Genomic DNA, 25,087 nt, shown 5'->3' on the forward strand with positions numbered 1-25,087 from the left:
GCAACATGAATCGACTGTTTCATCTTATGCTGGCAGGTCTGCTTATTACTGCGCTGTCAGCCTGTGGGACCCGAATCGGGACGGAGCAATCCGATCAGTCAGAAAATGCCGAAGCAATAGAGCCGGCAGCAGGCTCCCAAAGGGAAGAGCCAGCAGAACCGGATGGGGAAACAAAAAGGGCAAAGGAGCAGGAGGAACAAGCCATGAAAGAGGATAGTTCATTTAACTTTGAAACTAAAACCGTTATGCTGAACAGCGGATATGAAATGCCCATTTACGGCATAGGTACCTACAGCCTGACTGGTGAGGTTTGTGTGGATTCCGTTACGGCAGCATTAGAAAGGGGCGTACGCCTGATAGATACCGCCTATATGTATCACAATGAAGAAAGTGTGGGGCAGGCTGTCAGAAATTCCGGCATACCGAGGGAGGAAATCTTTGTTATTACCAAGCTGTATCCGAATCAGTTTTCTCAACCCGAAGCGGCGATTGAGGAGGCTCTTCAAAAGCTGGACATTGCGTATATTGATATGATGTTGCTCCATCATCCCGGGACGGGTGACGTGGAGGCTTATCTTGCCATGGAGCAGGCGGTGGCGGATGGGAAAGTCCGTTCCATTGGCTTGTCAAACTGGTACGTAGAGGAACTGGAAGAATTTTTACCTCAGGTAAATATCAAGCCCGCTCTGGTTCAGAATGAGATCCATCCATATTATCAGGAAAATGATGTGATTCCCTATATTCAAAGCCACGGGATTGTGGTACAGGGCTGGTATCCGCTGGGAGGAAGAGGGTATACGGCCGAGCTCCTTAACGATGAGGTGATTTCCGAAATTGCGGCAGTTCACGGAAAATCCTCTGCCCAGGTCATTCTCCGGTGGAATCTGCAAAAAGGCGTGGTAGTGATTCCCGGCTCCAGCAATCCCGATCATATCCAGGAAAATACAGAGCTGTTTGACTTTGTGCTGACCGAGGAAGAAATGGGTCGAATCAATGCCCTTGACCGTGGGGAGAAGCATGACTGGTATTGAGAGACATTTTGCCATTGGATAAACAATTAGAGTTGTCTGAATCCAATTTGACAGAAGAATAGGAAGTATAAGTTGGAACAAAAACATTGGTTGGATATGGGCAGATTCCTTAAAAATTGATGGAAACGCGCACTGCCAGGCGCACTATAAAAAGACAGCATCTTAAATGAATGATGCTGTCTTTTGTTTTTGAAAGGAACAAATCATTCATTTTCTAAGCCATTAAATATGAAAAAATGTCAATTTATCATAATGGTTTTGGACATTGTTCACAGAAAGAAAGGTGAATATAATGAAATACAGGAGGAAGATAAAAATGTCTGAAATAAGCGAGAAAATACGGAAGAATTTTGGAAGTACGGATGCCAAAAGAGATGAAGGATTAGAAACGCCGGAAACAGTTGTAAGATTTGATGATATTATTTATGGCACAGATCCGGTATGGCAGAGCCTGGATGTGTATAGACCGGTAAACGCCGGAGATGAAAAGCTTCCTGTGGTTGTCAGCGTGCATGGAGGCGGATGGGTTTATAGAGATAAGAGCAGATACCAGTATTATTGCATGAGCCTTGCAGAGAGAGGATTTGCCGTTGTAAATTTTTCCTATCGGCTGGCGCCGGAACATAAATTTCCTGCCCCGCTGGAAGATACCTGTATGGTTTTTTCCTGGATACAGATCCATGCAGAGAAGTATGGATTTGATATGGCTCATATCTTTGCGGTAGGAGATTCTGCAGGAGGACATACGCTGGCTCTGTTTTGCGTGATGTGTACGAACCCGGATTATTGTTCATGTTACATATTTTCTCCGCCAAAGGATTTCGTGCCTGCTGCAGTGGCTTTGAATTGTGCGGTGCATCAGATTACGGTGTCTGATAAGCCAAAGGATAAATTTTCGACAGATCTGATGACGGATTATCTGGAACACAAGGGAAACAGCGAGGAACTTTCTCTGGTGAACGTATCCGAATGGATTACGAAAGAGTTTCCGCCAACGTTTCTGATGACGGCAGAAGATGATTTTTTGAAATATCAGATACCAGATATTGTATCGGTTATGATTCAAAAAAATGTGCCGTTTGCTGTTCGATATTATAAAGCGGAAGACGAGAAATTAGGACATGTATTTCACTTAGATATCAAGAATGCACATGCACGGCAGTGTAACGATGAGGAATGTGCTTTCTTTAAAGAATATATAAAATCTAATTTTTAAAACGGAGGATCAGAAAAATGGGGAAGCTGGATGCAAAAACACGAAACTTACCGGATGTGAATGTAAGTGATGAGGAAATCGTTGCCATAGCAGATGGGGAACTGATCGATGTCACTACAGTATCAGATGAAACTTTCTCGCAGAAAATGCTGGGCGAGAGTGTGGCTTTCAAATATAATGGAGATAAGGTGGTTCTGTGTGCGCCTGCAAACGGCACATTGAGCGCAGTGTTTCCGACAGGACACGCTTATGGCGTCACTACAAACAACGGTATAGAAATCCTGGTACATTGCGGCGTGAATACGGTCGAGGCAAAAGGTGACGGATTTCGGCTTTTCGGCAGAGAACAAGGAGATGAGGTTAAAGCGGGAGATCCGATCGTAGAAGCAGATTTAAAAAAGCTTTCCCAAACTTATGATATGAGTACGATGCTCATTATCACGGATGCGAATGGCTGGGATATCACACCGAAGGCTCCCTGCCATGTAAAAAGAGGCGAGTCCGTGTTCCGGGTGGAGGCTGTAAAAAATGAAAGTGAAAATACAGAACCTGAGGATGTGAAAAAACTTGAAAAAGGAAAAGAAGTATCAAAGTATACAGAGCTTTGCAACCAGATTTTGAGACAGGTTGGAAAAAGGGAAAACATTACCGGAGCACTGCACTGCATGACGAGACTCAGATTGACATTAAAGGATAATGCAAAAGCAGATTTAGCTGCCATTAAAAAAATAAAAGGAGTATTGGGTGTGCGGTTTTCGGGCGGTCAGCTGCAAATCATTATCGGTCCGACAGTGGGAGAGGTGTATACAGAATTTTGCAGCATTGCAAACCTGAATGCAGAGGCTGCTGTGGACGAAGATTTAGATTCAGCAGTCGGCGAAAACTCTGTTAAAGGAAAACTTGATATGAAGAAATTACCGGGCGCTGTTTTAAGCTATATTTCCGGTTCGGTGGCACCGGTTCTTCCGATCATGCTCGGTACCGGATTCTTTAATATTAATTTCTAAAAATTGTATCATTAAGTATAATAATTACTTTTTTGATAACTGTATGGGTACAATTAAAATAACTAATATTGTAGTTATAGAATATATAAAAAATGTAATTATTGTTGTGCCTATATTTGCTTTAACAAAATATAAAATTACAGAAACAATAATATCAATAACCACAAACAAGGCACACAAATTTCCTGCAACATTATTTGCATATTCCCACTTTTCTTTATTTTCTATTATCTTTTTATTATGGTATCCTACTCTAAAATCAGGAAATTGAGAGTGTCTTTTCTTCAATACAAAGGCTAAAGTTCCTAAAATAAATGCAAAAATTATATACAGTAATAATATAAATTCCATGTATCACTTTTCTCTTTCACAAATTTTGATTTATATATTTGATTATAAAATTTTCATCTGCCATTTACAAGGTATATTTATAAGTTCTTTCCCAATGGGTACACAATTTCGAAAAGGGAGTTATTTTTTTGCAATAAATATAGACTATTGAATAGGTTTTGCTTGATTGCACCACGGTATATCGGTTTAAGATTGCCTGTGTTTATTGTTTTTCCGGATAAGTAGTTTTTTCTCAGACCATATTCTTGATTTTGCATGAATTATAATCAAGAGAATACTTTTTGAGTATGAAAACATATTCTTTATATGTATTTGATATTTATGAGTTTGGGATTTATACTGACATTGATGTGAGGAACATATTTTTGAAATATGTAATAAATATTCACGGAATATTATTCCTTAACATTATGTACTAAATAATCTGGTATGGAGGAGATATGAAAGTTTTGGCAATTAACAGCAGTGCAAGGAAGGACGGAAATACAGCACTTCTTATAAGCACTGTATTGGAGGAACTGAATAAGGATGGAATAGAAACTGAAATGATACAGCTTGCCGGTAAGGTGATAGAACCATGCAAGGCTTGCTGGGCTTGCGGGGGCAGAAAAAATTGTGTTCATAAAAAGGATCTGTTTCAGGAGATTTACGAAAAAATGGTACAGGCGGATGGGATCATCCTTGGTTCACCGGTATATACGGCAAATATTTCCGCCAATATGCAGGCATTTCTGGAAAGAGCATCGGTAGTGGCGGACATGAACCGAAGCGAGAATCTTCTCCGGCATAAAGTGGGTGCAGCAGTTACGGCCGCACGTCGTGGCGGGGCGCTGAACACACTGGATGCCATGAATCACTTTTTCATGTTGCAGGATATGTTTATCGTCGGATCTTCTTACTGGCCTATGGCCTATGGCCGGATGCCGGGAGAGGTTCAGGGCGACCAAGAGGGGCTTGAGACTATGAGAAGCTTGGGGAGGAATATGGCATATTTGCTTAAGGCCTTAAATACTGCCAAGGAACATAAGGATACCCATTAGGCTCTCAGAGAAAGGCGGAAAATAAGATGAAAAAAGAAATTTTCCTGCTGCCATTCCTCCTGCTGTTCCTTATGATGGCCGGATGCCAGAATAAGGAAGACGCCGGAAACGCAGCAAAAAGTACTTTGCCCCGGAGGAATGGACAGACAGAACAAGCCACGGATTATGAGCAGGAGAACTCCAAAACAGAAAATCAGGAATTGCAGGCAATGGCCTCGGAGCCGGAACAGGAGACGGATATGGAAACAAAAACGCTGGTGGTGTATTTTTCTGCAACGGGAAATACAAAGCAGGTTGCAAATGTAATAGCAGAAACCACAGGAGGAGATTTATTTGAATTGGAGCCGGTAGAGCCATACTCAAGTGCGGACTTGGACTGGGCAAATGATGACAGTCGTGTAGCCAGGGAACGTGAGAATCCGGATCAGAGAGAAGTAAAATTAGTTTCAGTGACGGTAGATAATTGGAATGAGGTATCTGTAGTATATTTGGGTTACCCCATATGGTGGGGTATTTCGGCATGGCCGGTAGATAGTTTTGTAAAGGCAAATGATTTTGCTGGGAAAGTTGTGATTCCATTCTGTACATCTTCCTCTTCCGATTTGGGAGAAAGTGGAGAACTGTTGGCAGAGATGGCTGGGACGGGAGAATGGCAGGAAGGGATGCGGTTTAGTTCTGGTGTTTCAGATGAAGATGTTAAGGCATGGGTAGAAAGCTTAGGATTGTAAAATATGCAGTGAAAAGTTCAGCATGAAAGAGAATAAGGAAGTGGAAAGAGACGATTAAAAAGTGGGGATGATGTTCCCATCACCCCCTAAGACGTCCATCCGGTTTGAGCATTCTTTTGAGAGGCTTGGATGGTTCTGTCAAAAATAGCATATGTATAGCATTCAAATTTATGTATGTAAATTAAGATGTTCGGACCAGTCAGCAGGAAAATTCATGCAGTTAAAATCAAAGGAACCATTATATTTTTTTAAAAGATTTCGAAGATCAGTATAGAAATTTTCCCAGATTTTATCTGTCGGTCTAAGATACTTCATAGCTAAAAGAATCTGGTATAAGCCATTGTGCAAAGGTGCAGGAGTTGTTCGATCAACCATAAGCAGTTCCGGAAAGGTGTTAATGGTGCGGTTGTAAATCCGACTATTGTGAGCACACATATTTCGCAGTACGGAAACAGATTGAATCCATGAAGACAACATTCTCAAAGAAGGCTTGACTAGCTTTCCACGAGGAGAAATGTAACGGTAATAACCAGCTAAAATGGTATAAGCACTGTTCTTTCCGGTTTTTAGATTTTTAATAGTTTTAGAAAGTGTACCAAAAGACATAACTTCAACAGCAGCCCATAAAGGGATCTCGCCATCATGATTCTGAAAATTGTGGCGTATGAACACATCGTTTGAACGTGCGATTTGGGAAGACAAAGAAGAGAGATTTTGCCAAAAGAGTTTTTTGTCACAAAAAACAGATGGATCTGTCAGAATCAATGCGTCATGATATGTTAGCAAGGCATCCGACAGTCTGGCACGTAAGGCAACTTCAATACAGGTTACCATTCCAAACAACAATCTGGATAATTCCATATCAAAATGATACAGCTTCAATATATTAGAAAAATCTGTACCAACAAGATAGCGTTTGGATGCATTATCATAGAGAGGGAAACTGTAACCTCTCAGTCGATAGTAACCAATTGTAGTTAATGCAGCAGCAGCTTCATCAACAGAAGAAACAGTCATGCCGGCATCTATATAGGTTTGTAATTGTTGAGAAATAGTTAAGATTTGCTTTGGATAAGAATTCATTATAGAGACCTCGCTGGAAATAGAAAGTCCCACCGGGTTGCGCATAGTATAACCAGAGGCGTGGTGGGTTCTGTTATGTTCAGTATAGGAGATGCACTGCTGAAAGTCAAGCCTTTTTTGTATAATTTGATTTGTCAGCAGGTGCCCCTAAGCCTTGATAGTATCCTGAAAGTAAAGTATAATAGGAACTATCGTTTGAAAGGAAAGCAGGCACAGCATGTACAGAATAGGAATATGCGATGATGATAAAATACTGTGTTCCTTGCTTGAGGAACAGCTTCAAGCCCTGTCGGCGGATATCCTGGTGAAATTCGACATCGAAGTGTGGTACAGCGGAGAGAGCCTGGAAGAGGATTTGAGAAAAGGAGCCAGGTTGGATCTCCTTTTTCTTGATATTGAGCTGCTTGAGAAAAACGGCATAGAGACAGGTGCTTTTATCCGTGACGAGATGGGGGATACGGAGACCCATATTGTCTATATTTCCGCAAAGCAGGGATATGCCATGGAGCTGTTCAAAATGCAGCCCCTTGATTTTCTGGTAAAGCCCATTTCCCCAAAAAAGCTTAGGGAAGTGCTTGAAAGAAGCATGAAGCGGAAAAAGTATGCCAAAAGCTGCTTTGCGTACCAAAAAGGCGGACAGCTATTTCGTATTCCGGTAAAGGATATTGTATATTTTATGAGTATGGATAAAAAGATACTGATCATAAAAAAAGACGGGCAGGAAGAATTTTATGGGAAATTAAAAACTATCATGGATCAGCTTCCCGGGGATTTTTTGATGATTCATCAGTCCTATGTGATCCACCAGCCCTTTGTGATGGAGTATTCTTACGAAAGCATAAAAATGATGAACGGCGACGTCCTAAGCGTCAGCAAACCATACCGGAAAGAGGTAAGGGCAAAAATCAAACAATATTTAAAAGAGAAAATGTGCCATGTATGGTAAGACAGCATACGGGCTGGCCGTAATATTAATCGTTCATATTTTGCACACGGCTTTGTTAAAAAAAGTGTTGGATGCCTTTCTGTACCCGGGGGATAAGAACCCTTTCCTGTGGAAGCCTGTTTTTGCAGGATACTATCTGCTGTCAGCAGCCGCATACGGTGCGTTTTCCATATCGCTTCCTTACGAGCTGTGCAGTCTGGCAGGTATCCTGGGCGTAGCCTGCTTTTACCGTGGGGCATGGGAGAAAAAATTGTGGATTTCTCTGGTTTATGTCTGCATGGATACAGGCTGCGGGGCGGCGGCAGCACGCATAGTCCCTGCGGAGGCGGAAATGCAGCAAAGTGCGGTTTGGACCCTGTTTCTGTTAGCCTGTGTGCTGATTATCTGCCATATTCCCGATCCAAAGGAGGGCAGGGAGATAGCACTTGATAAAAAACAAATGCTTTTGCTGATCGTGATTCCCCTGTTAAGCGGGGCGGCATTTTTTCGGCTGTTGTATGGAAGCGCTGACAGAGGTATGGCGGCATTTTTGTGCGCTGTCATAATTGCTCTGAACCTGTGCGTGTTTTACCTGTATCACATTCTCCTTAAAAATTACGTACAGCTTAGGGAGCAGGATATTTATAAGCAGCAGACAATTGCTTACCAAAACCAGCTGGAGGTTATTATGGAATCCCAGAGCCGCATCCGGGCGTTAAGGCATGATATGAAAAATCATGTGCTGACGCTTCAGGGACTGGCCAAGGGCTCAAAGCCGGAAATGACCGAGTACCTTGCATCCATGCAGGAATTTATGCAGAACCCGTCAGAGCACGTTTATACGGGAAATGAGGCTCTGGACAGTCTGCTTAACTTTAAGCTTGGGAGGGCCAAGGAAGAATTAAAGCAGGTGGAGACAAACATTGTGCTTCCCGAGAAAATGAAGCTGCAATCCTTTGATTTCAATGTGATCGTGGGCAATCTTCTGGACAATGCCATAGCCGCAGCCATGAAGACGGAGGAACGGCTTTTAAGGCTCAGTATAAGGATGGAGAACGGCGTTCTATTCCTGTATATGGTTAATAGCTGCCGGGACATTCCTGACGGAGCCTGTGAGATACGAAGGCTGTCGGAAAAATCCTTGGCAGGCCATGGAATCGGACTTGCAAATGTGAAACGGGTGGTAGAGAAGTATCATGGCGATATGGAAATGCGTTGTGAGAATAATCACATGGTAACCGATATTATGCTTTATATGAAGAATCTCTAAAAATCAAAAAGAGGTTTGCCCAATGTCATTTAGTTAAGCCTTGTAAAATTACCGGCGTAAGGGAGGAGGGCCGCCCCGGTGAGGGGTGGCGGTTCTTGCCTGGAGCCTTCATAAGCTTTTTGGGGCTTAACTAAATGACATTGGAGGTTTGCCGCCTTATTTTATAATCATAAGCATGAAACAATTTTTTAAAATATGTTTTGATATCTTCCCTTAACAAGAGCATACAAAAACACAACAACAAAATGGACTGTCAACCTTTCGCAAAACGCCGCTTCCGGTAAAAATCGGAGCGGTGTTTTTGTTGCACCCTTGGCTGTTACATTATAATTCGGCATAGACAGGCAAGAGGCAGGAAATGAAGATTTCAATAGTAACTAGCGGTTGACAAAATTCAAAGAATAGCTGGTAGCAGGCAACCACTGCTTCTTGTAAAATACTTCTAAAATCAAGCTTTTAGAAAAGGAGAATTCCCAAATGAAAAACAATCAAGAAAACTGCCAGATCGTTTATAGACCAGTCCTTTTTATAATTGGTACTTTTATTATTTCTTGGATCTGTGCTGGGTTAATGGTGAAAATAAATTATAACTCTCATGCCGCCCTCTTTACATTCCTGGACTTTATGGAAAACGCTTCGCCGCTTTTCTGTGCACTTGTTCTTTTTAGAGAATATTTTGTTAGAGGAAAATTGCTATTTAATTTCTTTTTAGGGACGCCCAATAAAGTCTCCCACTATGCAATAGTTTTTGCTTTGTTTGTGGCACAGTTTTTCAATTTTTATTTGTTCAAAATTGAAGGTGCTGAACTTTCCGTACAAGCATTTATGATTACTTTTGCAGGGCAATTTATGTTAGGTGGTGGACTTGAAGAAGGCGGGTGGCGTGGCTATTTGCTCCCTTGCCTATATAAAAAGTACAATATCCTATTTTCTTCCGTTTTGGTCAGCATTGTTTGGTTTTTTTGGCATCTTCCATATTTCTTTATTTCTGGCAGTATGCAGGCAGGGGAAAGTTTTCTCTCTTACGCTTTGATTGGTATAATTACTGGCTTTATCCTTACTGTGATATATGTATTGACAAAAAGCGTTTTGCTCTGTATGCTTTTTCACAGTTGGCAAAACACCATTGTGATGACTGTACAGGCTGATATGTTGAATATATGGTTTGCAGTTTCGTTCATACTTTTGGGTGTAGTATCTATTCTCATTTGTATGTTTAAGAAAAAACAAGATATATTGTAAAATACCGCTGCATAGTTGAAATAAAGTAGATATGGGGGACATTTATGGAGTTATATGAACGCTTCGTAGAACTCCGAAAGCGAGAAAATCTTTCACAAGAAAAATTGGCCGAAATACTTAATATTTCAAGGCAAGCTGTTTCAAAATGGGAAAGTGGGGATTGAGATGTGGAGGTTAAGGGAGCGGGCAAAGACTGTGGCGGAAGAAACGGTGCTTATGGATATTGTGTATCAGTATTATTAGTGAATTTTTTTATGGAAGGATTTAGCAACATTGAGCATACGAAATGTTCAGCTGTTGCTAATGAGAAAAATGCTTAGGAAGTTAGGATGTAGACCGGTTACTGCTGGAAATATCATCTTAAAGCCAAAGTTTTTCAAAAAACAACAGATAAGTGTCTGGACGAAAACGGAAAAGCAGACTATGGTAAAAAGACAATGAAGAAGTTGTCTGCCGAATTGAAAGAAAAATATGGAAAAGGCTTTGACTTTAGCAGCTTATACAAGTATGTGAAGTTCCATCAGGAGTTCCCTCAAATTTTGGATTCACTGAGTCCAAAGTCTGGTCGTCCGCTGTCATGGACGCATTATAGAATTTTGCTTCAGGAAACATCACCAGAAGCAAGAGCATGGTATGCGAAGGAAGCTCAGGAACAGGCATGGTCTGTTCGTACATTGCAGTGGAATGTTTCTTCTCAATACTACTATCGGATGTCGATGTCTCAAAACACAAAACCTGTTGAAAAAGAAATGAAGGAACTGACTGCTTCTTATTAGGCAGATAAGTTAGAGTTCATCAAGAATCCGGTCATAGCGGAATTTCTGGGTCTGGCTTCTAATGCGGACTTTACGGAGAGTGAGTTAGAACAGCGAATTATTACACATATTCAGAAATTTCTTATGGAAATGGGAAAAGGATATGCTTTTGTTGCAAGACAGCAACACATTCGCACAGAAAAAGAGGATTACTATAGACCTTGTTTTTTATAATTATATCCTGAAATGTTTTGATTTTATGTATTTATGCAAAAAAGATTGACTATTTTCAGAAATATGGTATTATACTATTAGTGGTGAGTCCTACCGTAAAGTGGACTGCTAAAAGCGTTAGCAACTCTAATGGAGTTACTACACAAATGGCTATGTGGAAACGCATAGCCATTTTTTATGAGGAGAAATATGCAGACAGATTTTAACTTATACAAGGTGGATATGAAATATATCCGTAATTTACATAATATAGATGATAAAGTACTTTCCGTTTCACCGCAGGCGGGAAAAGATAACAGGGTTTTTGTTGGAATTGTTATTATTTGTGGTATTCATAAATATTGTATACCACTTTCATCACCAAAAGAAAAGCATAAAAAAATGAAGAACTCTATGGATTTTTCAAAGATTGAAATAAACGGGAAGCTTTTAGGTGTTCTAAATTTCAATCTAATGATACCTATTGAAGAAGAGCAATTACAGCTTGTTGATACATCCGTTTTTAAGAGAGATAGGGAAAACATCAAATATTATAAGCGATTGTGTGTTCAAGAATTAGGATGGTGTCGTATCAATAGTGAAGTAATTTGTAATAAAGCAAACGTCTTGTATAAAAGGTACATTTCAAATGAGCCATTTTCAGGCAGAAACCGCTGTCTAAATTTTCCTAAATTAGAATTAGAATGTGAGAAATATAATTCAAAAATAAAGAGAGGCACAGACTGAACCTCTCTTTATAGGAACTACCACAATTCCAAAGAATCTTCCGCATCCACCCACATCTGCATATTTCCCTCAAGGTAGAGGCGAACATATCAATCAGTTCTTCCTCTTCTCTTCTTTTTTCTCCCAAACCCTTATAAACACTGCATTTAGCGACACTTTTAATAGAAAAGAGATAGTGAAAATGTGGTGAGAGGAAGAAGAGGAAACCTAAGAAGACGGACTTGCAAATGTGAAACGGGTGGCAGAGAAGTATCATGGCGATATGGAAATGCGTTGTGAGAATAATCACATGGAAACCGATATTATGCTTTACATGAAGAATCTGTAAAAATCAAAAAGAGGTTTGCCGCCTTATTTTATAATCATAAGCATGAAACAATTTTTTAAAATATGTCTTGATAATGATTTTTAATGGATTTATCCTTTATCTAAGGATATCCTTAGAATACTTAAAGGAGAAAAAAATTACATGAATCAAGGAAAGATAGAAACGTTTGAAAAGGCGGTAATGCGTGATTATGGAAACATCGCAGGTATCGTTGTATTAAAAGACGGCGAAACATTATACGAAAATTACTTTCATGAATGTACTGCCAACAGTCGAATTCATATATATTCCGTAACAAAAAGTATCATTTCCATACTGATAGGAATTGCCATGGACAAAGGCTGCATCAAAAGTCCCGACCAAAAAGTATTGGATTTTTTTCCCGAATATGAAGTCAAAAAAAGAGAGACAACAATACAAACGATTACACTAAAGAACTTATTAACAATGACTGCACCATATAAATACAAATTTAACCCCTATATAAAGTATTTTACAAGCGATAACTGGGTAAAATTCTCACTTGATTTACTTGGCGGCAAGGGACAGGCCGGCAAATTCAGATATACGCCCCTGATTGGCCCGGATATTCTGTCCGGTATTCTTGGTAAGGCAACGGGACAAGCAGTAATAAATTTTGCTTGGGAAAATTTGTTTGCTCCATTGGGAATTGTTGTTGAAAAGAATATTATATTTCACAGTAAAGAGGAGCAGCTTGCTTTTAATCAGTCTACGGATATCAGCGGCTGGGCAGCCGACCCTATGGGGGTAAATGCGGCAGGCTGGGGACTTACACTCTCTCCCGTAGATATGGCAAAAATAGGCCAGCTATATTTAAATCATGGAATATGGAACCATAAACAAATCGTATCGGCAGAGTGGATAAACGAAAGCACAAAGGAGCACAGCCGATGGAAAGCTCAAAATCTGTCCTACGGATATTTATGGTGGATTTATAAAGATGGCTTTGCAGCCATGGGGGATGGAGGAAATACCATTTATGTGAACACGAAAAAAAACATGGTGATTTCAATTGCTTCTCTATTTGTGCCAAAAGTCAGGGACCGAATGGAACTTATCGCAAAGTATATTGAACCGATATTTGATAATTGAGTTCAAGTATGAACAGCTGCAGGCGGTTCTTGATGAAGTTAATGCATGACTTCTCCTGCACAGACGCAGCGGATATGTACTATGGGACACTGGCAGATAGGATGAGATTTTTCAAAGAGAGCAAGGAGGGGATCGAGATTATGTGCCGGGCTATGGAAGATATGAGGAATCAGACATTAAAAGAAGGAATGATAAATGTTGCAAAGAAAATGCTGGAAGATGGAACAATAACGCTTGAAAAGATTGCAGAATTTGTTGGTCTTTCTGTTGAGGAGGTCAAAAAAATAAAAACAGATCAGAATATTCCTTTCGGATAAGTAATGTAGATTGAGGTGAAAATAAGAGCATAAATAAAAATTTAGGTCGGGAATCTAAAAAACAGGTTCCCGGTCTATTTTTTACCCTGAAATATAAATTTTCTGTGAACATAATTAAAAAGTCCTTTACAAAATGTCACTGGTATTTTCTCCAGCCAATTCCTCATTGGTTTTCGCTCTTTTCGCCCACTTTCGGAAAAAATATGGTAAAATTTCGCCAAATTCAGAAAAAATCCAAATAGAAGTGTATAATCCATAGCATAACCCATGTGGGAAACAGGAAAGAGAGGTATGTATGGAATGAAAAAAGAATGTTTCATTGTACTGATGGCAGGCATACTGGGAATATGTGCCTTGACCGGGTGCCGGAAAGCTCCGGAGGCATCTTCGGACAGTGATATTTTACATGCAAAGGGCTCTGCAGAAAGGGATGTGGAGAATATAACGGCAGAGGACACGGCAGAGGAAGAAAGCGGGACCGATCCGGGCGGCATTTATGACGCTTTGATAGGAACAGAGGAAAATGGCATCCGGATTTGTGCAAAGCTCCCGACAGTGCCCGACACAATTCCAACGCTGACCATAGGCAAGCGTGATGACCTGGACGGGGATAAGCTGAAAGCCCTGCTGGACAGTGAAAGCAAGGATGTTAAGGACATTACCGCAGCATATCTTGCTCAAAGGGAAAAAGAGTTAAGCGAAATGAGTGAAGATGATATTCCGTCCGAATGGGTGTATTTCGGTGATGATTCGAACCTGATTTTTTCCGATGGGCAAAAGGAGGCATCCTTTGCGAGAAATACAAGTGCGAGCTATGAGGATGAAAGATTAAAGAAGAGCTGCGATGCCATTTACAAAAAAGCCCCGGAAATAAATGTGACACAGGACGGCGAGGCTGCTTCTGCAAAATTTTCTGCTGCCCGTGCAGAGGAGATTCTTCTTAATAAGCTGGCGGTCCTGGATATTACGGAAATACACCTTACAAAAGCTCTGTACTATGAGCTTGAGGAAACGGCCTTTTATGAGCTGCACTTTACGCCCTCCTATGAAAAAACCGGGATAGCGGCAGAGTTCGGCCAGCTCACGAAAGGGGAGATTCACCCCCAGGGGACGGCATGGATCACGGAGGACGGCATAGCCATGCTGAGCCTGGAGGATTGCTGCGGCAAAATCACGGACCAATCCGGGAACGGGAAAATTCTCACATTTTCACAGGTGACAGGCATTCTGGAAAAGTATCTGGAAAATAATACCCTTTTGGGCCTTTCAGATGCAGAGCTTACACAGGTTGAACTGGTATATTACCCTGATTTTCAGAAGCCAGAGCTTATCTTAACACCGGCATGGCATATCTATACGCCCCTGGAACAGAAAATAGATTCCGATGATGAAGTATGGAACAGGGTATTTGAGCGTGGTGCGGCAACCAATATTTATCTGGACGCCGTAACGGGAGAACTGATAAAGGCGGAGTAAACGAATGACCGGATTTTTTCGAGAGGACTTGAAAAGGAGCTTTTTGAATATTGGATTTTTTATTGGGATGGCTGCGGTAACGGTGCTTTTGCTGACTGCGGAAGCAGCGGGGGCACCTTTGAACCGGACCAGAAGCAGCTATTATATTCTGGTAAATGCCTTTGCGGCATCTGGCTTCGGGCCTTTTGCGGCGGTCTTTCCGGTGCTGGCTTATGGGGCGGACTTCTGTGAGGAATATGAAAGCGGCTATTACCGGATGATTTTTGCACGGATGAGCCCGATGAGGTTTGGAAGAACCAGGATACTGACCGTGGCCTTATCAGGAGGCGTGATGCTGGCAGTTCCCGTTGCCCTTGCCTGTCTTGGGGCATATACGTTCGGTGTTCCGGGCGTGCCCCAGGGATCGGATAAGGGGCTGCTTAACGGGACGGTTATGCTTTCTTATGTAATGAAGTATGGAGACTGGTATATTGCTTTTGGGAAAATTGTTCTTAGCTTTTTGTTCGGATGCGTGTGGGCCCTTGTGGGGCTTGCCTTTGCCGTGTGGATCGGGAACCGCTATGTTGCGTTGATTGCACCCTTTGTACTGTATGAATCTATGTGGATTGGGCTTAATAAATTGCCGTGGCTGAACCCAATCCGGCTGCTGCGGGGGGATGATGTGGGCAGCTATCCTCTGGCTGCCGGTATGGAGTGCGTCTATCTGATTGCAGTGTCAGCGGTCATTATGGCTGGACTTTTAAGGAGGTATCGGAATGGGTAACTGTATTGTGATCGCAAAGGGGATGCTTGAACAGGAACGGCGAAGCGGACGGGTTCTTATGGGATATCTTCTGGGGTTCGCAATTATGGGCTATTGGATGAGAGGGCTTTTTTTGTATGCGGCGGATATCGGAGATCCGGTCAATATACTGGAGCCTTTTTGCGTTGTGGAGCAGCATTATGTAAATCTGCTGTTTCTGGTACTGGGATGGCTTCTGGTGCTTGGGGATGTGCCGTTTATTAAGGGAAATCTCTGTCTGCTTCTGTACCGGTGCGGCAGAAAGCGGTGGAATATGGGAATGCTTTTCTATATATTGATGCATGCGTTTCTCTATGCCGGGGCTATGGCGGCATTTACCGTAATCGTCAGCAGCTTTTTCGGGTATGCGGGAAACATGTGGAGCAGTCCCGTTTATTCCCTGGCCCGGGATACCGGGAATCATATCGGCGTTAAATATAATATTACATTTCCGTGGCTTATGATGATGCGGACTATGACCGTTCCCCAGGCATTTGCAGTGACTTTTTTATTTCTCTATCTGTATCTTGTGTTTTTAGGAGTGCTTTTTTATACCGGGGCACTCTTGCTTTCCGGCACCGGGGGAATTGTCATTGCCATGGGAGCACATCTGATGGGATACCTGCGGATGATGGACGGATATACGGAATCTTCCTTATTGGCAAGGGCGATTCCGGGGAATTTTATAGACGGAACGCCCGGATACTGGCTGTCTGTGCTTTTGTTTTTAGTTTTGATTGGGGGCATCATGCTCTTATCCGCTGTTTTTGTAAAGAGAGTGGAGTTTCATTGGGGAACGTAAGGGAGACGTATAATGTCGAAAAGTGTGTTTATCAGATTGTTTGCAGGACTGTCCCCGGATTATTTTGACGGCATTCCGATGATTTTACTGGGACAATGGCTTCTGCCGGTGGGCATTTTTCTGCTTTTGACGGGATTTCATGCAAAAAGGAGCCGAAAGGCAGGGGTGCTTTCTCTGTATCGTTATGGAAGGGTTCTTCATTGGTGGAAATGGCATTTTGGAAAAGGGGTGGCCCGTGGTCTGTGGACGGGGATATGGCTTTTATTGGCTGCTCTGAGCTGTGATATTGCTTTGGAAAATGCGGCTGTGCTTTCCGTAGAGCTGACTTTAAAAATCAGTGTTTTGTGGCTGGCTCATATGCTCAGTGTGGCGGCACTGTTTACCCTGCTGGATTTGTTTTGCATCAGGCGTTTCGCCCTGGGGGGATTGCTTTTGCTTGACGGCCTTACATGTATCATCGGTTATGGGATTCCAAAGGGCTCCCATTTGATGTATGGAATGTGGGGAATGTATCTGCAAAGCAGCCTTTGCGAAGCAGGCGGATTTCAGGCAGAGGCAGTGATTGGGGCGGAAGCGATTCTGCTGGCGGCCAGCTTTTTTGGGGGACGGGAATATCTGAAAAGAGAAACAAATATTATCTGAGAAAGGAAAGGGCTTTCAATATGGCGGAAGTAATCCGTGTAGAGAATGTGACGAAAAGGTTCGGGGAGGTGGTTGCCCTTGACCGTATTAATATGACCTTTGAAAATGGAAAAATCTATGGAATCATCGGCAGAAACGGTTCCGGAAAGACGGTTTTGTTCAAAACTATGATTGGCTATTTAAAGCCCACAAGCGGCAGGGTTGTTGTGGGGGATAAGGAGATTGGAAAAGAGATTGACTTTGCGGACAATATGGGAATTATTATTGAAAATCCGGGGTTTTTAAGCAGATATACAGGGTACAAAAATCTGGAATATCTGGCATCTATCCGGAAATTGATAGGCAGGGAGCAGATTCGGGAGAGCATGGAACGGGTAGGCCTTGATCCCGACAGCCGCAAACGGGTGGGGAAATATTCTCTCGGCATGCGGCAGCGTCTTGGAATAGCACAAGCAATTATGGAGAATCCCGATATTCTCATTTTGGATGAGCCGATGAACGGGCTGGATAATCAGGGAGTTGAGGAGGTGCGGAGCATTCTTCTGGGGCTTAAGGGCCAGGGGAAGACGGTTATACTTGCCAGCCATAATAAAGAGGATATTGAGGTTTTGTGTGATAGGGTGTATGAGATGGAGCATGGGAGACTGTGCTCCTGAGGGGGCTTATGGTCTTTGCGGCAGCAGGGAGGTATGGCTTTGCTGTGTGGAATAGTTGCTTCTTTTCAAGTGATGAGAAATGTAGTATAGTTACTTTATTAGAGGAAGTTAAGCTTAGGAGACTTACATTGAGGCAGAACAGAAGCTTTAGGAGAGATGCAAAATGTTAAGGATAGCAATCTGCGATGACGAACAGGAGGCTGTGGAATCTCATAAAAAAGCAGTGGAAGCCGCTTTGGGGCTTTTAAGGGCTGTGGGGGAAATGATTACTTATACCAGCAGTGATAACCTGTTCTGTGATATTGTGGAGGATGGGTTTCATTTTGATCTCATTCTTTTGGATATTGAGATGCCGGGGAGAACGGGCATGGAGCTGGCAGAGCAGCTTCGGCCTGTGCTTCCCCATGTGAAGATCATATTTATCACCTCCCATGTGGAATATGCCATTGATGCCTATGAGCTGTCCATTTTCCGCTATGTGCCGAAAAATGATGAGGGGAAGAAGCTTTTTAATGCCCTTACGGATGCCATTGGGCTTCTCATGCTGGAGGACGGCAAGGTCTATACCATCCAAACCAGCAGCCGTCTTGAGAAAATCCCATACAGGGAGATTTATTTTATAGAGAGGGATGGGAAAAATGCCAGTATCACCTGGGAAAAGGGCGTATCCAAGGTGCGGGGCAGTCTGCAGCAGATCTATGAGGAGCTGGCATCGGAGGAATTTATTTTTATTGACCGTGGGTGCATTGTCAACCTTATCCATGTAATGCAGGTGAAAAACAGCATGGTTCTTTTGGAAAATGGAGCTTCACTTCCCATCAGCCGTTCCCATTTGCAGGGGGTTAAGGAGCAAATCAATACATATTGGGGGATGCACATATGAGACCGGGGTTGATTCTGGCATCCGTATTTTTGACCGGAGGTTTCCGATGCTGCCTGTATCTGCTTTTGGCAGGGCGGATTTTGGAGAAAAAGGGTCTTTTGGAAAAACCTGTGTTTCTATCAGGGGCGGCAGCCACAGGGGGAATCGCTGCGGTGCTGTGCCTGCTGCCTGTTTCGGAATATGGCCGGATGCTTTTGGAAGCCTTATGGCTTGGGGGCTATGGGGCATATGGCTTGCGGACGGATCGGCGGATGAACCTTTTTCTGGCAGCCTTTTATGAATTGGCTTATGCACTCTGGCAATTTCTTTTTGGGGCAGGGCTTGGTTTTTTGCTTTCCACCGATTCCTTTGTGAATCCTTTGGAGTTGAATGCACAGGCGGGAGCATGGCTGCCCCTGGTGCTTTTCGGCTTTTTGGCCGTCTATGGGGCAAAGCATTCGGATATGACAGAGCAGGAAAATTTTCGTCTCGTTTCGCTTCCGGTTTTGGGCGGATTTTTGGGAATCATTACCCTTTCCCAGGAGAAGCCGGCCTTTCTTTCGGAGGATGTGATTGACGTATGGGTAATGCTTTCTTTGATTCTGCTTATAGGGCTTCTGGTATTTCATATGAACCGGCAGTATCGGATGGAGCAGGAGTTGGCAAGGCTTAAGGCAGAGCAGGCGGAGCTTCTTGAAAGGGATTATCAGGCCCTGAATCAGTCCTATGGGGCAAATGCCCGATTATTTCATGATGTTCACCGCCATTTGGAGACCCTTCACAGGCTGCTGATTCAGAAAAAATATGGCAAGGCAGTGGAATATCTGGATGATCTGCAGGGGCCTGTCCGGGAATTGGCAGAGACGGTTTATACGGGAGACGAGGCGGTGGATTATCTTTTGAACAGCCGGGTTTCCATGGCGGCAGGAGAGGAGATTTCTTTGGATTTACAGGTGGAATTTCCCCGCCGGACCAATCTTCGCAGCGGGGATCTGTGTGCGATTCTGGGTAATCTTCTGGACAATGCACTGGAGGCGGCGGGAAAGGTGGCGGACCCTAAGGAGCGAAAGGTGACGCTCGTTATCCGGCGGATTCACAGGATGCTTGTGATTAAGGTGGAAAATACTTTCACAGAGGTGCGAAAAGGGGATGACGGGGAACTGAAAACCACAAAGACGGATGGGGGTCTCCATGGCTGGGGATTAAAAAGTGTCCGGGTTGCGGCCGAGAAGTATGAGGGGACGCTTCAAACGGCCTGTGAGGGAAACAGGTTCCGGGCGGTGGTGACGCTGTTTTATCAGGGGGATTTCGTTAAGGAAAATAGGCAATGAAAAAATGTAAATATTGCGGCAAAGGGATAAATGATAATCTGGAATTCTGCCAGGATGAATGTAAAAATAAGTATGTGAAGATGCTTGAAAAGGACAGTCCTAAAATAAAGTATTTCACATTCGGAATCATTCTTGGAAGCTTGATGATGTTCTGGGGCGTTTTTTCAGGCAGCAGCTTAAAGACGGGATTTGGAATTGTATTGATGGGGATAACGGTTGTTTTACTGCCATTTACAACACCGGAAACTATAGCTGTCTTGGGATATCAAAGATCAAAATTAATGGGAAGATTTTTAGGCATTTTGCTTATCATCGTTGGAATATGGACAAGCATTCCTTAGAATGATGCTCCATGCACCCCTGACGATTTTCATTTTTGGTGATACAACAATGATGTGCATGCTGATTTAACTAATTGTGTCAGATAAAAACGAAAGGAATGGGTGATTTTATGGCATTGTTTGGAAAAAAGAAGCAGGAAAAACCGGAGGAAGCACAAAGGGAGATGAAAGAATATATAAAAGGAGCCGGCGGGACCATTGTGAGCAAATCCATATTGGAGGGCACTTCTAAGCTGAAATGGCTCTTCCGTGAGGAAAGCGAGCATGGAAATGGCTGGATTGCCTTTGGGGACAGGGATACCCAGGAATATGTAAATGATGTTAAAAATATGACAATTGTGGATTTTAATACCCTTGCCAATATTGAGCCTACGGTTGTAAATGTATTTTATATGCCCATAGGAACGGATCTGGAGTTTCGCTCGGACAATACAGGAAAATATTTTGTTGATACAAGAACGGGAAAAGAGATTCGGGAGCCTGTGAAGCATCCGGCACAGATTGCTTTTGAAAAAAATCTCAAATTTTTAAATCAGGAGACCTATCCGTCAGAGTTTTTTGAGGGCTTATTTACGAAAAGCAGCCAGATAGAGGTTCTTATGGCAGGGGAAGCCGATTTTCCCACAGGGGAGGTGGTGATTGCGGACCCCCTTGCATATCTGGGAACTAAATATGAAACGGTTCTGGATAAGAGAATTCCGGCAGGCAGCTATCCCGTAGAGCTTGCTGTCTGCCCCTCTACGGTGGCAGGTTTAAGGATTGTGGCGGCAAGGCTTCGGGTCAGCGACAAGGCGGCTGTCCGGTATGAGATAGCCATGCCGAAAGGAAAGAAGATAGAAGATCTGGGCAAACCGGGGGTTTGGACCTTTTTCGGCGTGGATACCGGGCTTGCCTGCTTTGCGGACAGCAGGGCCGCAGAGGCAAACCGCCTGTTTTTTGAAAACTGGCAGAGAGAAAATCCGGGAAAGAATAAATATGTGGATTATTTTGCAGCCCTTTTTCAGAAAAGCTACGAGAATCAGCCAAAGTATCAAAATCGGGGCGTAAGCTTTCTGGAGTGGCAGGTGCCAAAGACGGATCACAGGACAGTTCTTTTTTCAAGCGGCATGGGAGACGGCATGTACAGCGGATACTGGGCCCTGGATGCACAGGGGGAGGTTGTTTCTCTCATAGCTCCCTTTATGAATCCGGAATATTTTTAACAGGCTGCTGCAGGCAGCCCCTCAGACATTTTGTATTTCGGAGGATGCATAACCTAAAAGCAGTCCCAGGTGTAGAAAACATTGGAAAAGTCCCGTTTTTTCAAATCCTCCCCATTGATAAAAAAGTTCCCTACGCCATTATCGCCCCACATAACATATTCTTGATCCTCTGTAGAATCAGAATCCATCTGAAACAGCAGAGTATCATAGAAATTGTTCTGGGGGCGTGGATCATACTGGGTAAAATAAGGCCAGCCCAGCAGATGGTGTCCCACAGGGCTTAGCTGCTCATATAAATCGCTTTGTGCCTCTTCTTCCAGGATATCCCTGAAATCCTCCCCTCTTTTTAGAGCTTCCCCCGTAACATTTTTCCATGCCTGAGTAAAAATATCGTCAAACAGGCAATGCTCCGGGCCAATATAGGAAATCCCTTTCTCAAGTGTTACTGCCACAGACTGAAAAACCGGGAAGTAGTCCTGTCCGGCAAAGAATTGAAGCATTCCGCCCTGGGGCAATGGTTCCTCAACAGGATATTGGTCAAAATTAATTTGTGCCAGCAAAATCAACTTATTTCCCATCTGGTCTGTGGGATAGGACATGGACAGATCCCAATAAGGAAGACCGCCGAATTTGCTGTCAAATAGTCCGGGCTTAAGGTCCTGCCGGATTTTTAGAATGTAACAGTCAGCGGCACTAAGCCGCTTGATTTCCTCAACAACAGACTTTAACACATCATGGCCCTGCACCCGCATGCGAGCCATCAGAGCCACATTCGGAGACAGGAATTCGATCTTGACAGACCGGCTTGCCAGTTCGTCCAATTGTTCTGTGTTGATCAGTTGATTTTTCAAGGGCAGAAAAACCTGCTTTAAGGAGGGCAATTGGAGCAGAAGGGAACAATCCGTAAAGTTTGTCTGACGCATATCCAGTTTTTTCAGTTTTTTGCACCGGCACAGGAATGAAAAATCATGAACGGTCACAGATGGAAAACTCCGGGAATGGGGATTGTCAAAAATCAGCGTGTGGAGATTGGCCATTTCTCCTATGGCGGAGAAGTCACCGGGCGTTTCATCTTTGCAGGAGCGTTCCATGGAAAGGTGAACAGGACAGGAGAAGTCCTCCAACGTTTTTACCTTTTTCAAATCATAGAGATTCACAGGCCAACGTCCCAGAGAATCTCGGATTGCATAATAGAGACGGCTGTCCATACTTGGAATAGCTGCCATAATAATCAGCACCTTTCTGTAGGAAATAGTTTCTTTCATGTTGTAATTTTCATCTACATAGAATTTGTAGCTTTTCTTGTAATTATAGTCTGTTTTTGTAAGAAGTGCAATTACAGAAAGGGGTAAATTTGTACTTGTCAATTTCTGTTCTTGTTTGGTATATGCATCAGGCTGGTTTGCCGCTGGGAGAAGCTTAACAGGAAAGGTGTTTGACTTAGTTATTCTCAAATAATAATGGGTATAGTATAATGAACTTGAATCCAGGGGGAAACAGAGCTTTTAAGTGATGGCAGATAACATAATTATTGTTTCAGATTTTTATGGGAGAAGATATTATATAAACAGTAATGATGGGAAAATAATTGAAAGAGATGTTTATGGCTATAAATAAAATGTATTTAGGAGGAATAAAATGCTGCAGATTGAAATCGAAAAAGGAATTAAAATGGAACAAGATTTGATTAAAAAATATGAAAGCGTATTACCCGAAGAACTGTTGGATATTTGGGAAAATTACGGACAGGCCGAACTGCTTGATGGTTATCTAAGAATAATCAATCCAGAAGAATATCAAGAACTACTTGAAGAAACCTATTTTCGAGGCAAGGTTTCTGTTCCAATAATGACGACAGCTTTTGGAGATATTATTACACTGGAAAAAGGTGAATATATAGGGATCGTTAAGTATAAAGACGGAAATTTTATTTTAGCGGGAGCCGATTTCGCCCTCTTTTTTCAGAATCTCACAGATGATTATTATGTGGGAAAGTATTTACAGATTCCTCAATATGAAGAAGCCGTAAAAAGAATTGGAAAGTTAAAACATGATGAATGCTTTGGGTATGTACCGTTATTGGGATTAGGCGGCAGTGAAAAAGTTGAAAATTTGAGCAAGGTAAAGATTAGGGAACATATTGAATTGATATCGCAATTGGTAGGGAGAATTGGTATGTAATTAAGATTCTTTATGGAAATTTTATTCCTGAACGAAACGAAAGGACGGATTTAACAATGAGAGATTTTTTATGTAATAAAGAGGAACTAAAAAAATCAATAGAATTCGACGAAAACGAGATTGCTGAAAAGTGGGATAAAATCAATAGGTTATTAAAAGATATCCAAGATGGAATTCAAAGGAAACCCAAAAAAAATGAAGATATTCTTTTTAGTGTGAAGAAAAGTCTATTTAGATTGATTGATAAAGTAATACGGGCAAAATACTCATTGGGGCTGCCATGCAAAGAACTGGAAGATATATATTTAGAGGGATTGGGAGTTGTTTATGACTTAGGTTTTACTACAATAGGATATGTTAATTATCTTCAATACTTTGCCCTTGGAATTTTGCTGGAGACAGATAAAGACGAAATGAAAAGGTTAGTAAAAAAGGCGGATGAAGAGAAACTGGATGATTTGATATTTGACTTCTTAGTTTTTTCTTACGGCTTAAAACGCAGCATGGCATCTTCGAAATATCAGAAAGAAAAGCCGTACAAATTGTTGACTGAGATTATTGAGCTCTCTTTCCATGACAAAGATGCTTCAGCAGAAAAACTGAAAGAGTATATGCAAGTTAAATGGCTTCGGGGTCACGCTGATTATGGCTGGGTGAACGCACACAAGGAGGTGGGATATGTTGGGCTATGGGGCTTTGAAGGGGCAGCAGCTGCAAAGATACTTTGCCTGGATGATTGCAAATTGGAGAATGATAACCACTATCCCTATGATTTGGCACATTATAAGAACAATAAGGAATTTGTGATAAGCCCCATAAAAGAACCCAAAGAGACATCTGAACCGGACATGTATGAATTTGGTATTGCAGAAAGCAAAGAATTAGAGCAAATAATCCCGGTTCAATTTCACAAATTAATAAATCAGCTTCTTTTGGACTATAGGGAGCTGGAAGAACAGAGATTTTGGAAGAAATATAATCTGGATGATATATGGTTTACGATCGATGAATACAGGCAGGATAAGAGGAATGAGGAGCTTTTGGGACAGATAATTGTTAATGTACTGGTTAACTCCGGGTACATTTTACAATTGGACTATAAAGAAAACGTAGAAGACTTTATGGATGATATTATTGACTTCTGGAAAACAAAGGAAGTGAAAATAGTCACATTTGACTTGACGAATGATCAATATTATTATGCAAAAATTCCTCAAGATTCTCATTTAAAAAGGCTTTATGAGGTAGAATTAATTGATACAAATAAAGAAGTATAAAAATCAGGCAGCATAAAATTACATACTCACAAAGCTTGTCCTGGTTTGGCTTTTTAAGATATAACAATCGTATATTGTCAATTTAAAATACTGATTCAGTAGAATTAATAAATTACGCAAGAAATATTGTAGTAAATCATGTAAATATTGTGCAGATAATGACTTACTAT

Annotated in this window: 27 protein-coding genes and 1 pseudogene; 25 read left to right on the forward strand and 3 right to left on the reverse strand. The window is 42.2% G+C overall.

The annotated features are described in order from the left end of the window. Positions 1–5 precede the first annotated feature (5 nt). The 3 genes from VSQ61_RS19075 to VSQ61_RS19085 all read left to right on the forward strand — a co-directional run bounded on the left by VSQ61_RS19075 (position 6) and on the right by VSQ61_RS19085 (position 3,254). The gene (locus tag VSQ61_RS19075) at positions 6–1,031 is read left to right on the forward strand and encodes an aldo/keto reductase (RefSeq protein WP_334345981.1); all 1,026 of its coding nucleotides are present in this window, start codon (positions 6–8) and stop codon (positions 1,029–1,031) included. Between the two features lie 316 nt (positions 1,032–1,347). Further along, positions 1,348–2,247: an alpha/beta hydrolase gene (locus tag VSQ61_RS19080; RefSeq protein ID WP_334345982.1), complete on the forward strand. Its 900-nt coding sequence runs from the start codon at positions 1,348–1,350 to the stop codon at positions 2,245–2,247. Between the two features lie 17 nt (positions 2,248–2,264). Continuing rightward, positions 2,265–3,254 carry a PTS sugar transporter subunit IIA gene (locus VSQ61_RS19085; RefSeq protein WP_334345983.1) on the forward strand — a complete coding sequence of 330 codons (990 nt, stop codon included), beginning with the start codon at positions 2,265–2,267 and terminating at the stop codon, positions 3,252–3,254. A 24-nt stretch (positions 3,255–3,278) separates the two neighbouring features. On the opposite strand, the gene VSQ61_RS19090 is transcribed toward VSQ61_RS19085, so the two are convergent. Beyond that, positions 3,279–3,605: an SdpI family protein gene (locus tag VSQ61_RS19090; RefSeq protein ID WP_334345984.1), complete on the reverse strand. Its 327-nt coding sequence runs from the start codon at positions 3,603–3,605 to the stop codon at positions 3,279–3,281. A gap of 440 nt (positions 3,606–4,045) precedes the next feature. Between VSQ61_RS19090 and VSQ61_RS19095 the strand changes: the two genes are divergently transcribed. Continuing rightward, complete coding sequence (locus VSQ61_RS19095; protein WP_334345985.1) at positions 4,046–4,645, forward strand: flavodoxin family protein; 600 nt, start codon at positions 4,046–4,048, stop codon at positions 4,643–4,645. A gap of 26 nt (positions 4,646–4,671) precedes the next feature. Next, positions 4,672–5,373, forward strand: coding sequence for a flavodoxin (locus VSQ61_RS19100; protein ID WP_334345986.1), 702 nt, complete (start codon positions 4,672–4,674; stop codon positions 5,371–5,373). Between the two features lie 168 nt (positions 5,374–5,541). On the opposite strand, the gene VSQ61_RS19105 is transcribed toward VSQ61_RS19100, so the two are convergent. Beyond that, positions 5,542–6,456: an Abi family protein gene (locus VSQ61_RS19105; RefSeq protein WP_334345987.1), complete on the reverse strand. Its 915-nt coding sequence runs from the start codon at positions 6,454–6,456 to the stop codon at positions 5,542–5,544. Positions 6,457–6,673: 217 nt separating this feature from the next. On the opposite strand from VSQ61_RS19105, the gene VSQ61_RS19110 reads away from it, so the two are divergent. The 18 genes and pseudogenes from VSQ61_RS19110 (at position 6,674) to VSQ61_RS19200 (ending at position 21,459) form a co-directional block, all read left to right on the forward strand. Then, a complete protein-coding gene (locus tag VSQ61_RS19110; protein WP_334345988.1) occupies positions 6,674–7,402 on the forward strand; it encodes a LytR/AlgR family response regulator transcription factor in 729 nt (242 codons plus the stop codon). After that, a complete protein-coding gene (locus tag VSQ61_RS19115) occupies positions 7,392–8,651 on the forward strand; it encodes a sensor histidine kinase (protein ID WP_334345989.1) in 1,260 nt (419 codons plus the stop codon). The genes VSQ61_RS19110 and VSQ61_RS19115 overlap by 11 nt, the downstream gene beginning before the upstream one ends. A 477-nt stretch (positions 8,652–9,128) precedes the next feature. Then, complete coding sequence (locus VSQ61_RS19120) at positions 9,129–9,893, forward strand: CPBP family intramembrane glutamic endopeptidase (protein ID WP_334345990.1); 765 nt, start codon at positions 9,129–9,131, stop codon at positions 9,891–9,893. 44 nt (positions 9,894–9,937) lie between these two features. Further along, entirely contained in the window at positions 9,938–10,057 is a 120-nt protein-coding gene (locus VSQ61_RS19125) for a helix-turn-helix domain-containing protein (protein WP_334345991.1), read from the forward strand. Positions 10,058–10,330: 273 nt separating this feature from the next. Continuing rightward, entirely contained in the window at positions 10,331–10,669 is a 339-nt protein-coding gene (locus tag VSQ61_RS19130) for a DUF1016 N-terminal domain-containing protein (RefSeq protein ID WP_334345992.1), read from the forward strand. 51 nt (positions 10,670–10,720) lie between these two features. Beyond that, positions 10,721–10,882: a PDDEXK nuclease domain-containing protein gene (locus VSQ61_RS19135; RefSeq protein ID WP_334346007.1), complete on the forward strand. Its 162-nt coding sequence runs from the start codon at positions 10,721–10,723 to the stop codon at positions 10,880–10,882. Positions 10,883–11,071: 189 nt separating this feature from the next. Continuing rightward, on the forward strand, positions 11,072–11,608 hold the full coding sequence (locus VSQ61_RS19140) for a type III toxin-antitoxin system ToxN/AbiQ family toxin (RefSeq protein WP_334345993.1): 537 nt from the start codon (positions 11,072–11,074) through the stop codon (positions 11,606–11,608). Positions 11,609–12,077: 469 nt separating this feature from the next. Then, positions 12,078–13,049 carry a serine hydrolase domain-containing protein gene (locus VSQ61_RS19150; protein ID WP_334345994.1) on the forward strand — a complete coding sequence of 324 codons (972 nt, stop codon included), beginning with the start codon at positions 12,078–12,080 and terminating at the stop codon, positions 13,047–13,049. A gap of 35 nt (positions 13,050–13,084) precedes the next feature. Next, positions 13,085–13,366, forward strand: a pseudogene (locus VSQ61_RS19155) (nuclease); the annotation flags it as partial. Positions 13,367–13,666: 300 nt separating this feature from the next. Then, positions 13,667–14,842 carry a hypothetical protein gene (locus VSQ61_RS19160; RefSeq protein WP_334345995.1) on the forward strand — a complete coding sequence of 392 codons (1,176 nt, stop codon included), beginning with the start codon at positions 13,667–13,669 and terminating at the stop codon, positions 14,840–14,842. Between the two features lie 4 nt (positions 14,843–14,846). Further along, on the forward strand, positions 14,847–15,605 hold the full coding sequence (locus VSQ61_RS19165; protein ID WP_334345996.1) for a hypothetical protein: 759 nt from the start codon (positions 14,847–14,849) through the stop codon (positions 15,603–15,605). Continuing rightward, positions 15,598–16,425 carry a hypothetical protein gene (locus tag VSQ61_RS19170; protein ID WP_334345997.1) on the forward strand — a complete coding sequence of 276 codons (828 nt, stop codon included), beginning with the start codon at positions 15,598–15,600 and terminating at the stop codon, positions 16,423–16,425. Before VSQ61_RS19165 ends, VSQ61_RS19170 begins: the two co-directional genes overlap by 8 nt. Before the next feature lie 12 nt (positions 16,426–16,437). Beyond that, on the forward strand, positions 16,438–17,067 hold the full coding sequence (locus VSQ61_RS19175) for a hypothetical protein (RefSeq protein WP_334345998.1): 630 nt from the start codon (positions 16,438–16,440) through the stop codon (positions 17,065–17,067). A gap of 20 nt (positions 17,068–17,087) precedes the next feature. Continuing rightward, positions 17,088–17,723 (forward strand): ABC transporter ATP-binding protein, encoded by a 636-nt coding sequence (locus VSQ61_RS19180; RefSeq protein WP_334345999.1) that lies wholly within the window; start codon positions 17,088–17,090, stop codon positions 17,721–17,723. Between the two features lie 163 nt (positions 17,724–17,886). Then, positions 17,887–18,606, forward strand: a complete 720-nt coding sequence (locus VSQ61_RS19185; RefSeq protein ID WP_334346000.1) for a LytR/AlgR family response regulator transcription factor — start codon at positions 17,887–17,889, stop codon at positions 18,604–18,606. Next, complete coding sequence (locus tag VSQ61_RS19190; protein WP_334346001.1) at positions 18,603–19,916, forward strand: ATP-binding protein; 1,314 nt, start codon at positions 18,603–18,605, stop codon at positions 19,914–19,916. Before VSQ61_RS19185 ends, VSQ61_RS19190 begins: the two co-directional genes overlap by 4 nt. Then, the gene (locus VSQ61_RS19195; RefSeq protein ID WP_334346002.1) at positions 19,913–20,257 is read left to right on the forward strand and encodes a DUF2116 family Zn-ribbon domain-containing protein; all 345 of its coding nucleotides are present in this window, start codon (positions 19,913–19,915) and stop codon (positions 20,255–20,257) included. The genes VSQ61_RS19190 and VSQ61_RS19195 overlap by 4 nt, the downstream gene beginning before the upstream one ends. A 110-nt stretch (positions 20,258–20,367) precedes the next feature. Next, positions 20,368–21,459 carry an immunity protein Imm33 domain-containing protein gene (locus VSQ61_RS19200; RefSeq protein WP_334346003.1) on the forward strand — a complete coding sequence of 364 codons (1,092 nt, stop codon included), beginning with the start codon at positions 20,368–20,370 and terminating at the stop codon, positions 21,457–21,459. A gap of 53 nt (positions 21,460–21,512) precedes the next feature. On the opposite strand, the gene VSQ61_RS19205 is transcribed toward VSQ61_RS19200, so the two are convergent. Continuing rightward, complete coding sequence (locus tag VSQ61_RS19205) at positions 21,513–22,724, reverse strand: YwqG family protein (protein ID WP_334346004.1); 1,212 nt, start codon at positions 22,722–22,724, stop codon at positions 21,513–21,515. 373 nt (positions 22,725–23,097) lie between these two features. On the opposite strand from VSQ61_RS19205, the gene VSQ61_RS19210 reads away from it, so the two are divergent. After that, positions 23,098–23,640, forward strand: coding sequence for a T6SS immunity protein Tdi1 domain-containing protein (locus VSQ61_RS19210; protein ID WP_334346005.1), 543 nt, complete (start codon positions 23,098–23,100; stop codon positions 23,638–23,640). 56 nt (positions 23,641–23,696) lie between these two features. Then, the gene (locus VSQ61_RS19215) at positions 23,697–24,917 is read left to right on the forward strand and encodes a PoNe immunity protein domain-containing protein (protein ID WP_334346006.1); all 1,221 of its coding nucleotides are present in this window, start codon (positions 23,697–23,699) and stop codon (positions 24,915–24,917) included. Positions 24,918–25,087 lie beyond the last annotated feature (170 nt).

Origin of the sequence: Candidatus Merdisoma sp. JLR.KK006, from assembly GCF_036941035.1 — a bacterium.
Taxonomy (GTDB): domain Bacteria; phylum Bacillota; class Clostridia; order Lachnospirales; family Lachnospiraceae; genus Laedolimicola.

What these genes read in the sequence shown, in the direction of transcription:
- VSQ61_RS19075 (WP_334345981.1), top strand. Translation starts at nt 6, where the DNA reads ATGAATCGACTGTTTCATCTTATGCTGGCAGGTCTGCTTATTACTGCG.
- VSQ61_RS19080 (WP_334345982.1), top strand. Translation starts at nt 1,348, where the DNA reads ATGTCTGAAATAAGCGAGAAAATACGGAAGAATTTTGGAAGTACGGAT.
- VSQ61_RS19085 (WP_334345983.1), top strand. Translation starts at nt 2,265, where the DNA reads ATGGGGAAGCTGGATGCAAAAACACGAAACTTACCGGATGTGAATGTA.
- VSQ61_RS19090 (WP_334345984.1), bottom strand. Translation starts at nt 3,605, where the DNA reads ATGGAATTTATATTATTACTGTATATAATTTTTGCATTTATTTTAGGA.
- VSQ61_RS19095 (WP_334345985.1), top strand. Translation starts at nt 4,046, where the DNA reads ATGAAAGTTTTGGCAATTAACAGCAGTGCAAGGAAGGACGGAAATACA.
- VSQ61_RS19100 (WP_334345986.1), top strand. Translation starts at nt 4,672, where the DNA reads ATGAAAAAAGAAATTTTCCTGCTGCCATTCCTCCTGCTGTTCCTTATG.
- VSQ61_RS19105 (WP_334345987.1), bottom strand. Translation starts at nt 6,456, where the DNA reads ATGAATTCTTATCCAAAGCAAATCTTAACTATTTCTCAACAATTACAA.
- VSQ61_RS19110 (WP_334345988.1), top strand. Translation starts at nt 6,674, where the DNA reads ATGTACAGAATAGGAATATGCGATGATGATAAAATACTGTGTTCCTTG.
- VSQ61_RS19115 (WP_334345989.1), top strand. Translation starts at nt 7,392, where the DNA reads ATGTATGGTAAGACAGCATACGGGCTGGCCGTAATATTAATCGTTCAT.
- VSQ61_RS19120 (WP_334345990.1), top strand. Translation starts at nt 9,129, where the DNA reads ATGAAAAACAATCAAGAAAACTGCCAGATCGTTTATAGACCAGTCCTT.
- VSQ61_RS19125 (WP_334345991.1), top strand. Translation starts at nt 9,938, where the DNA reads ATGGAGTTATATGAACGCTTCGTAGAACTCCGAAAGCGAGAAAATCTT.
- VSQ61_RS19130 (WP_334345992.1), top strand. Translation starts at nt 10,331, where the DNA reads ATGAAGAAGTTGTCTGCCGAATTGAAAGAAAAATATGGAAAAGGCTTT.
- VSQ61_RS19140 (WP_334345993.1), top strand. Translation starts at nt 11,072, where the DNA reads ATGCAGACAGATTTTAACTTATACAAGGTGGATATGAAATATATCCGT.
- VSQ61_RS19150 (WP_334345994.1), top strand. Translation starts at nt 12,078, where the DNA reads ATGAATCAAGGAAAGATAGAAACGTTTGAAAAGGCGGTAATGCGTGAT.
- VSQ61_RS19160 (WP_334345995.1), top strand. Translation starts at nt 13,667, where the DNA reads ATGAAAAAAGAATGTTTCATTGTACTGATGGCAGGCATACTGGGAATA.
- VSQ61_RS19165 (WP_334345996.1), top strand. Translation starts at nt 14,847, where the DNA reads ATGACCGGATTTTTTCGAGAGGACTTGAAAAGGAGCTTTTTGAATATT.
- VSQ61_RS19170 (WP_334345997.1), top strand. Translation starts at nt 15,598, where the DNA reads ATGGGTAACTGTATTGTGATCGCAAAGGGGATGCTTGAACAGGAACGG.
- VSQ61_RS19175 (WP_334345998.1), top strand. Translation starts at nt 16,438, where the DNA reads ATGTCGAAAAGTGTGTTTATCAGATTGTTTGCAGGACTGTCCCCGGAT.
- VSQ61_RS19180 (WP_334345999.1), top strand. Translation starts at nt 17,088, where the DNA reads ATGGCGGAAGTAATCCGTGTAGAGAATGTGACGAAAAGGTTCGGGGAG.
- VSQ61_RS19185 (WP_334346000.1), top strand. Translation starts at nt 17,887, where the DNA reads ATGTTAAGGATAGCAATCTGCGATGACGAACAGGAGGCTGTGGAATCT.
- VSQ61_RS19190 (WP_334346001.1), top strand. Translation starts at nt 18,603, where the DNA reads ATGAGACCGGGGTTGATTCTGGCATCCGTATTTTTGACCGGAGGTTTC.
- VSQ61_RS19195 (WP_334346002.1), top strand. Translation starts at nt 19,913, where the DNA reads ATGAAAAAATGTAAATATTGCGGCAAAGGGATAAATGATAATCTGGAA.
- VSQ61_RS19200 (WP_334346003.1), top strand. Translation starts at nt 20,368, where the DNA reads ATGGCATTGTTTGGAAAAAAGAAGCAGGAAAAACCGGAGGAAGCACAA.
- VSQ61_RS19205 (WP_334346004.1), bottom strand. Translation starts at nt 22,724, where the DNA reads ATGAAAGAAACTATTTCCTACAGAAAGGTGCTGATTATTATGGCAGCT.
- VSQ61_RS19210 (WP_334346005.1), top strand. Translation starts at nt 23,098, where the DNA reads ATGCTGCAGATTGAAATCGAAAAAGGAATTAAAATGGAACAAGATTTG.
- VSQ61_RS19215 (WP_334346006.1), top strand. Translation starts at nt 23,697, where the DNA reads ATGAGAGATTTTTTATGTAATAAAGAGGAACTAAAAAAATCAATAGAA.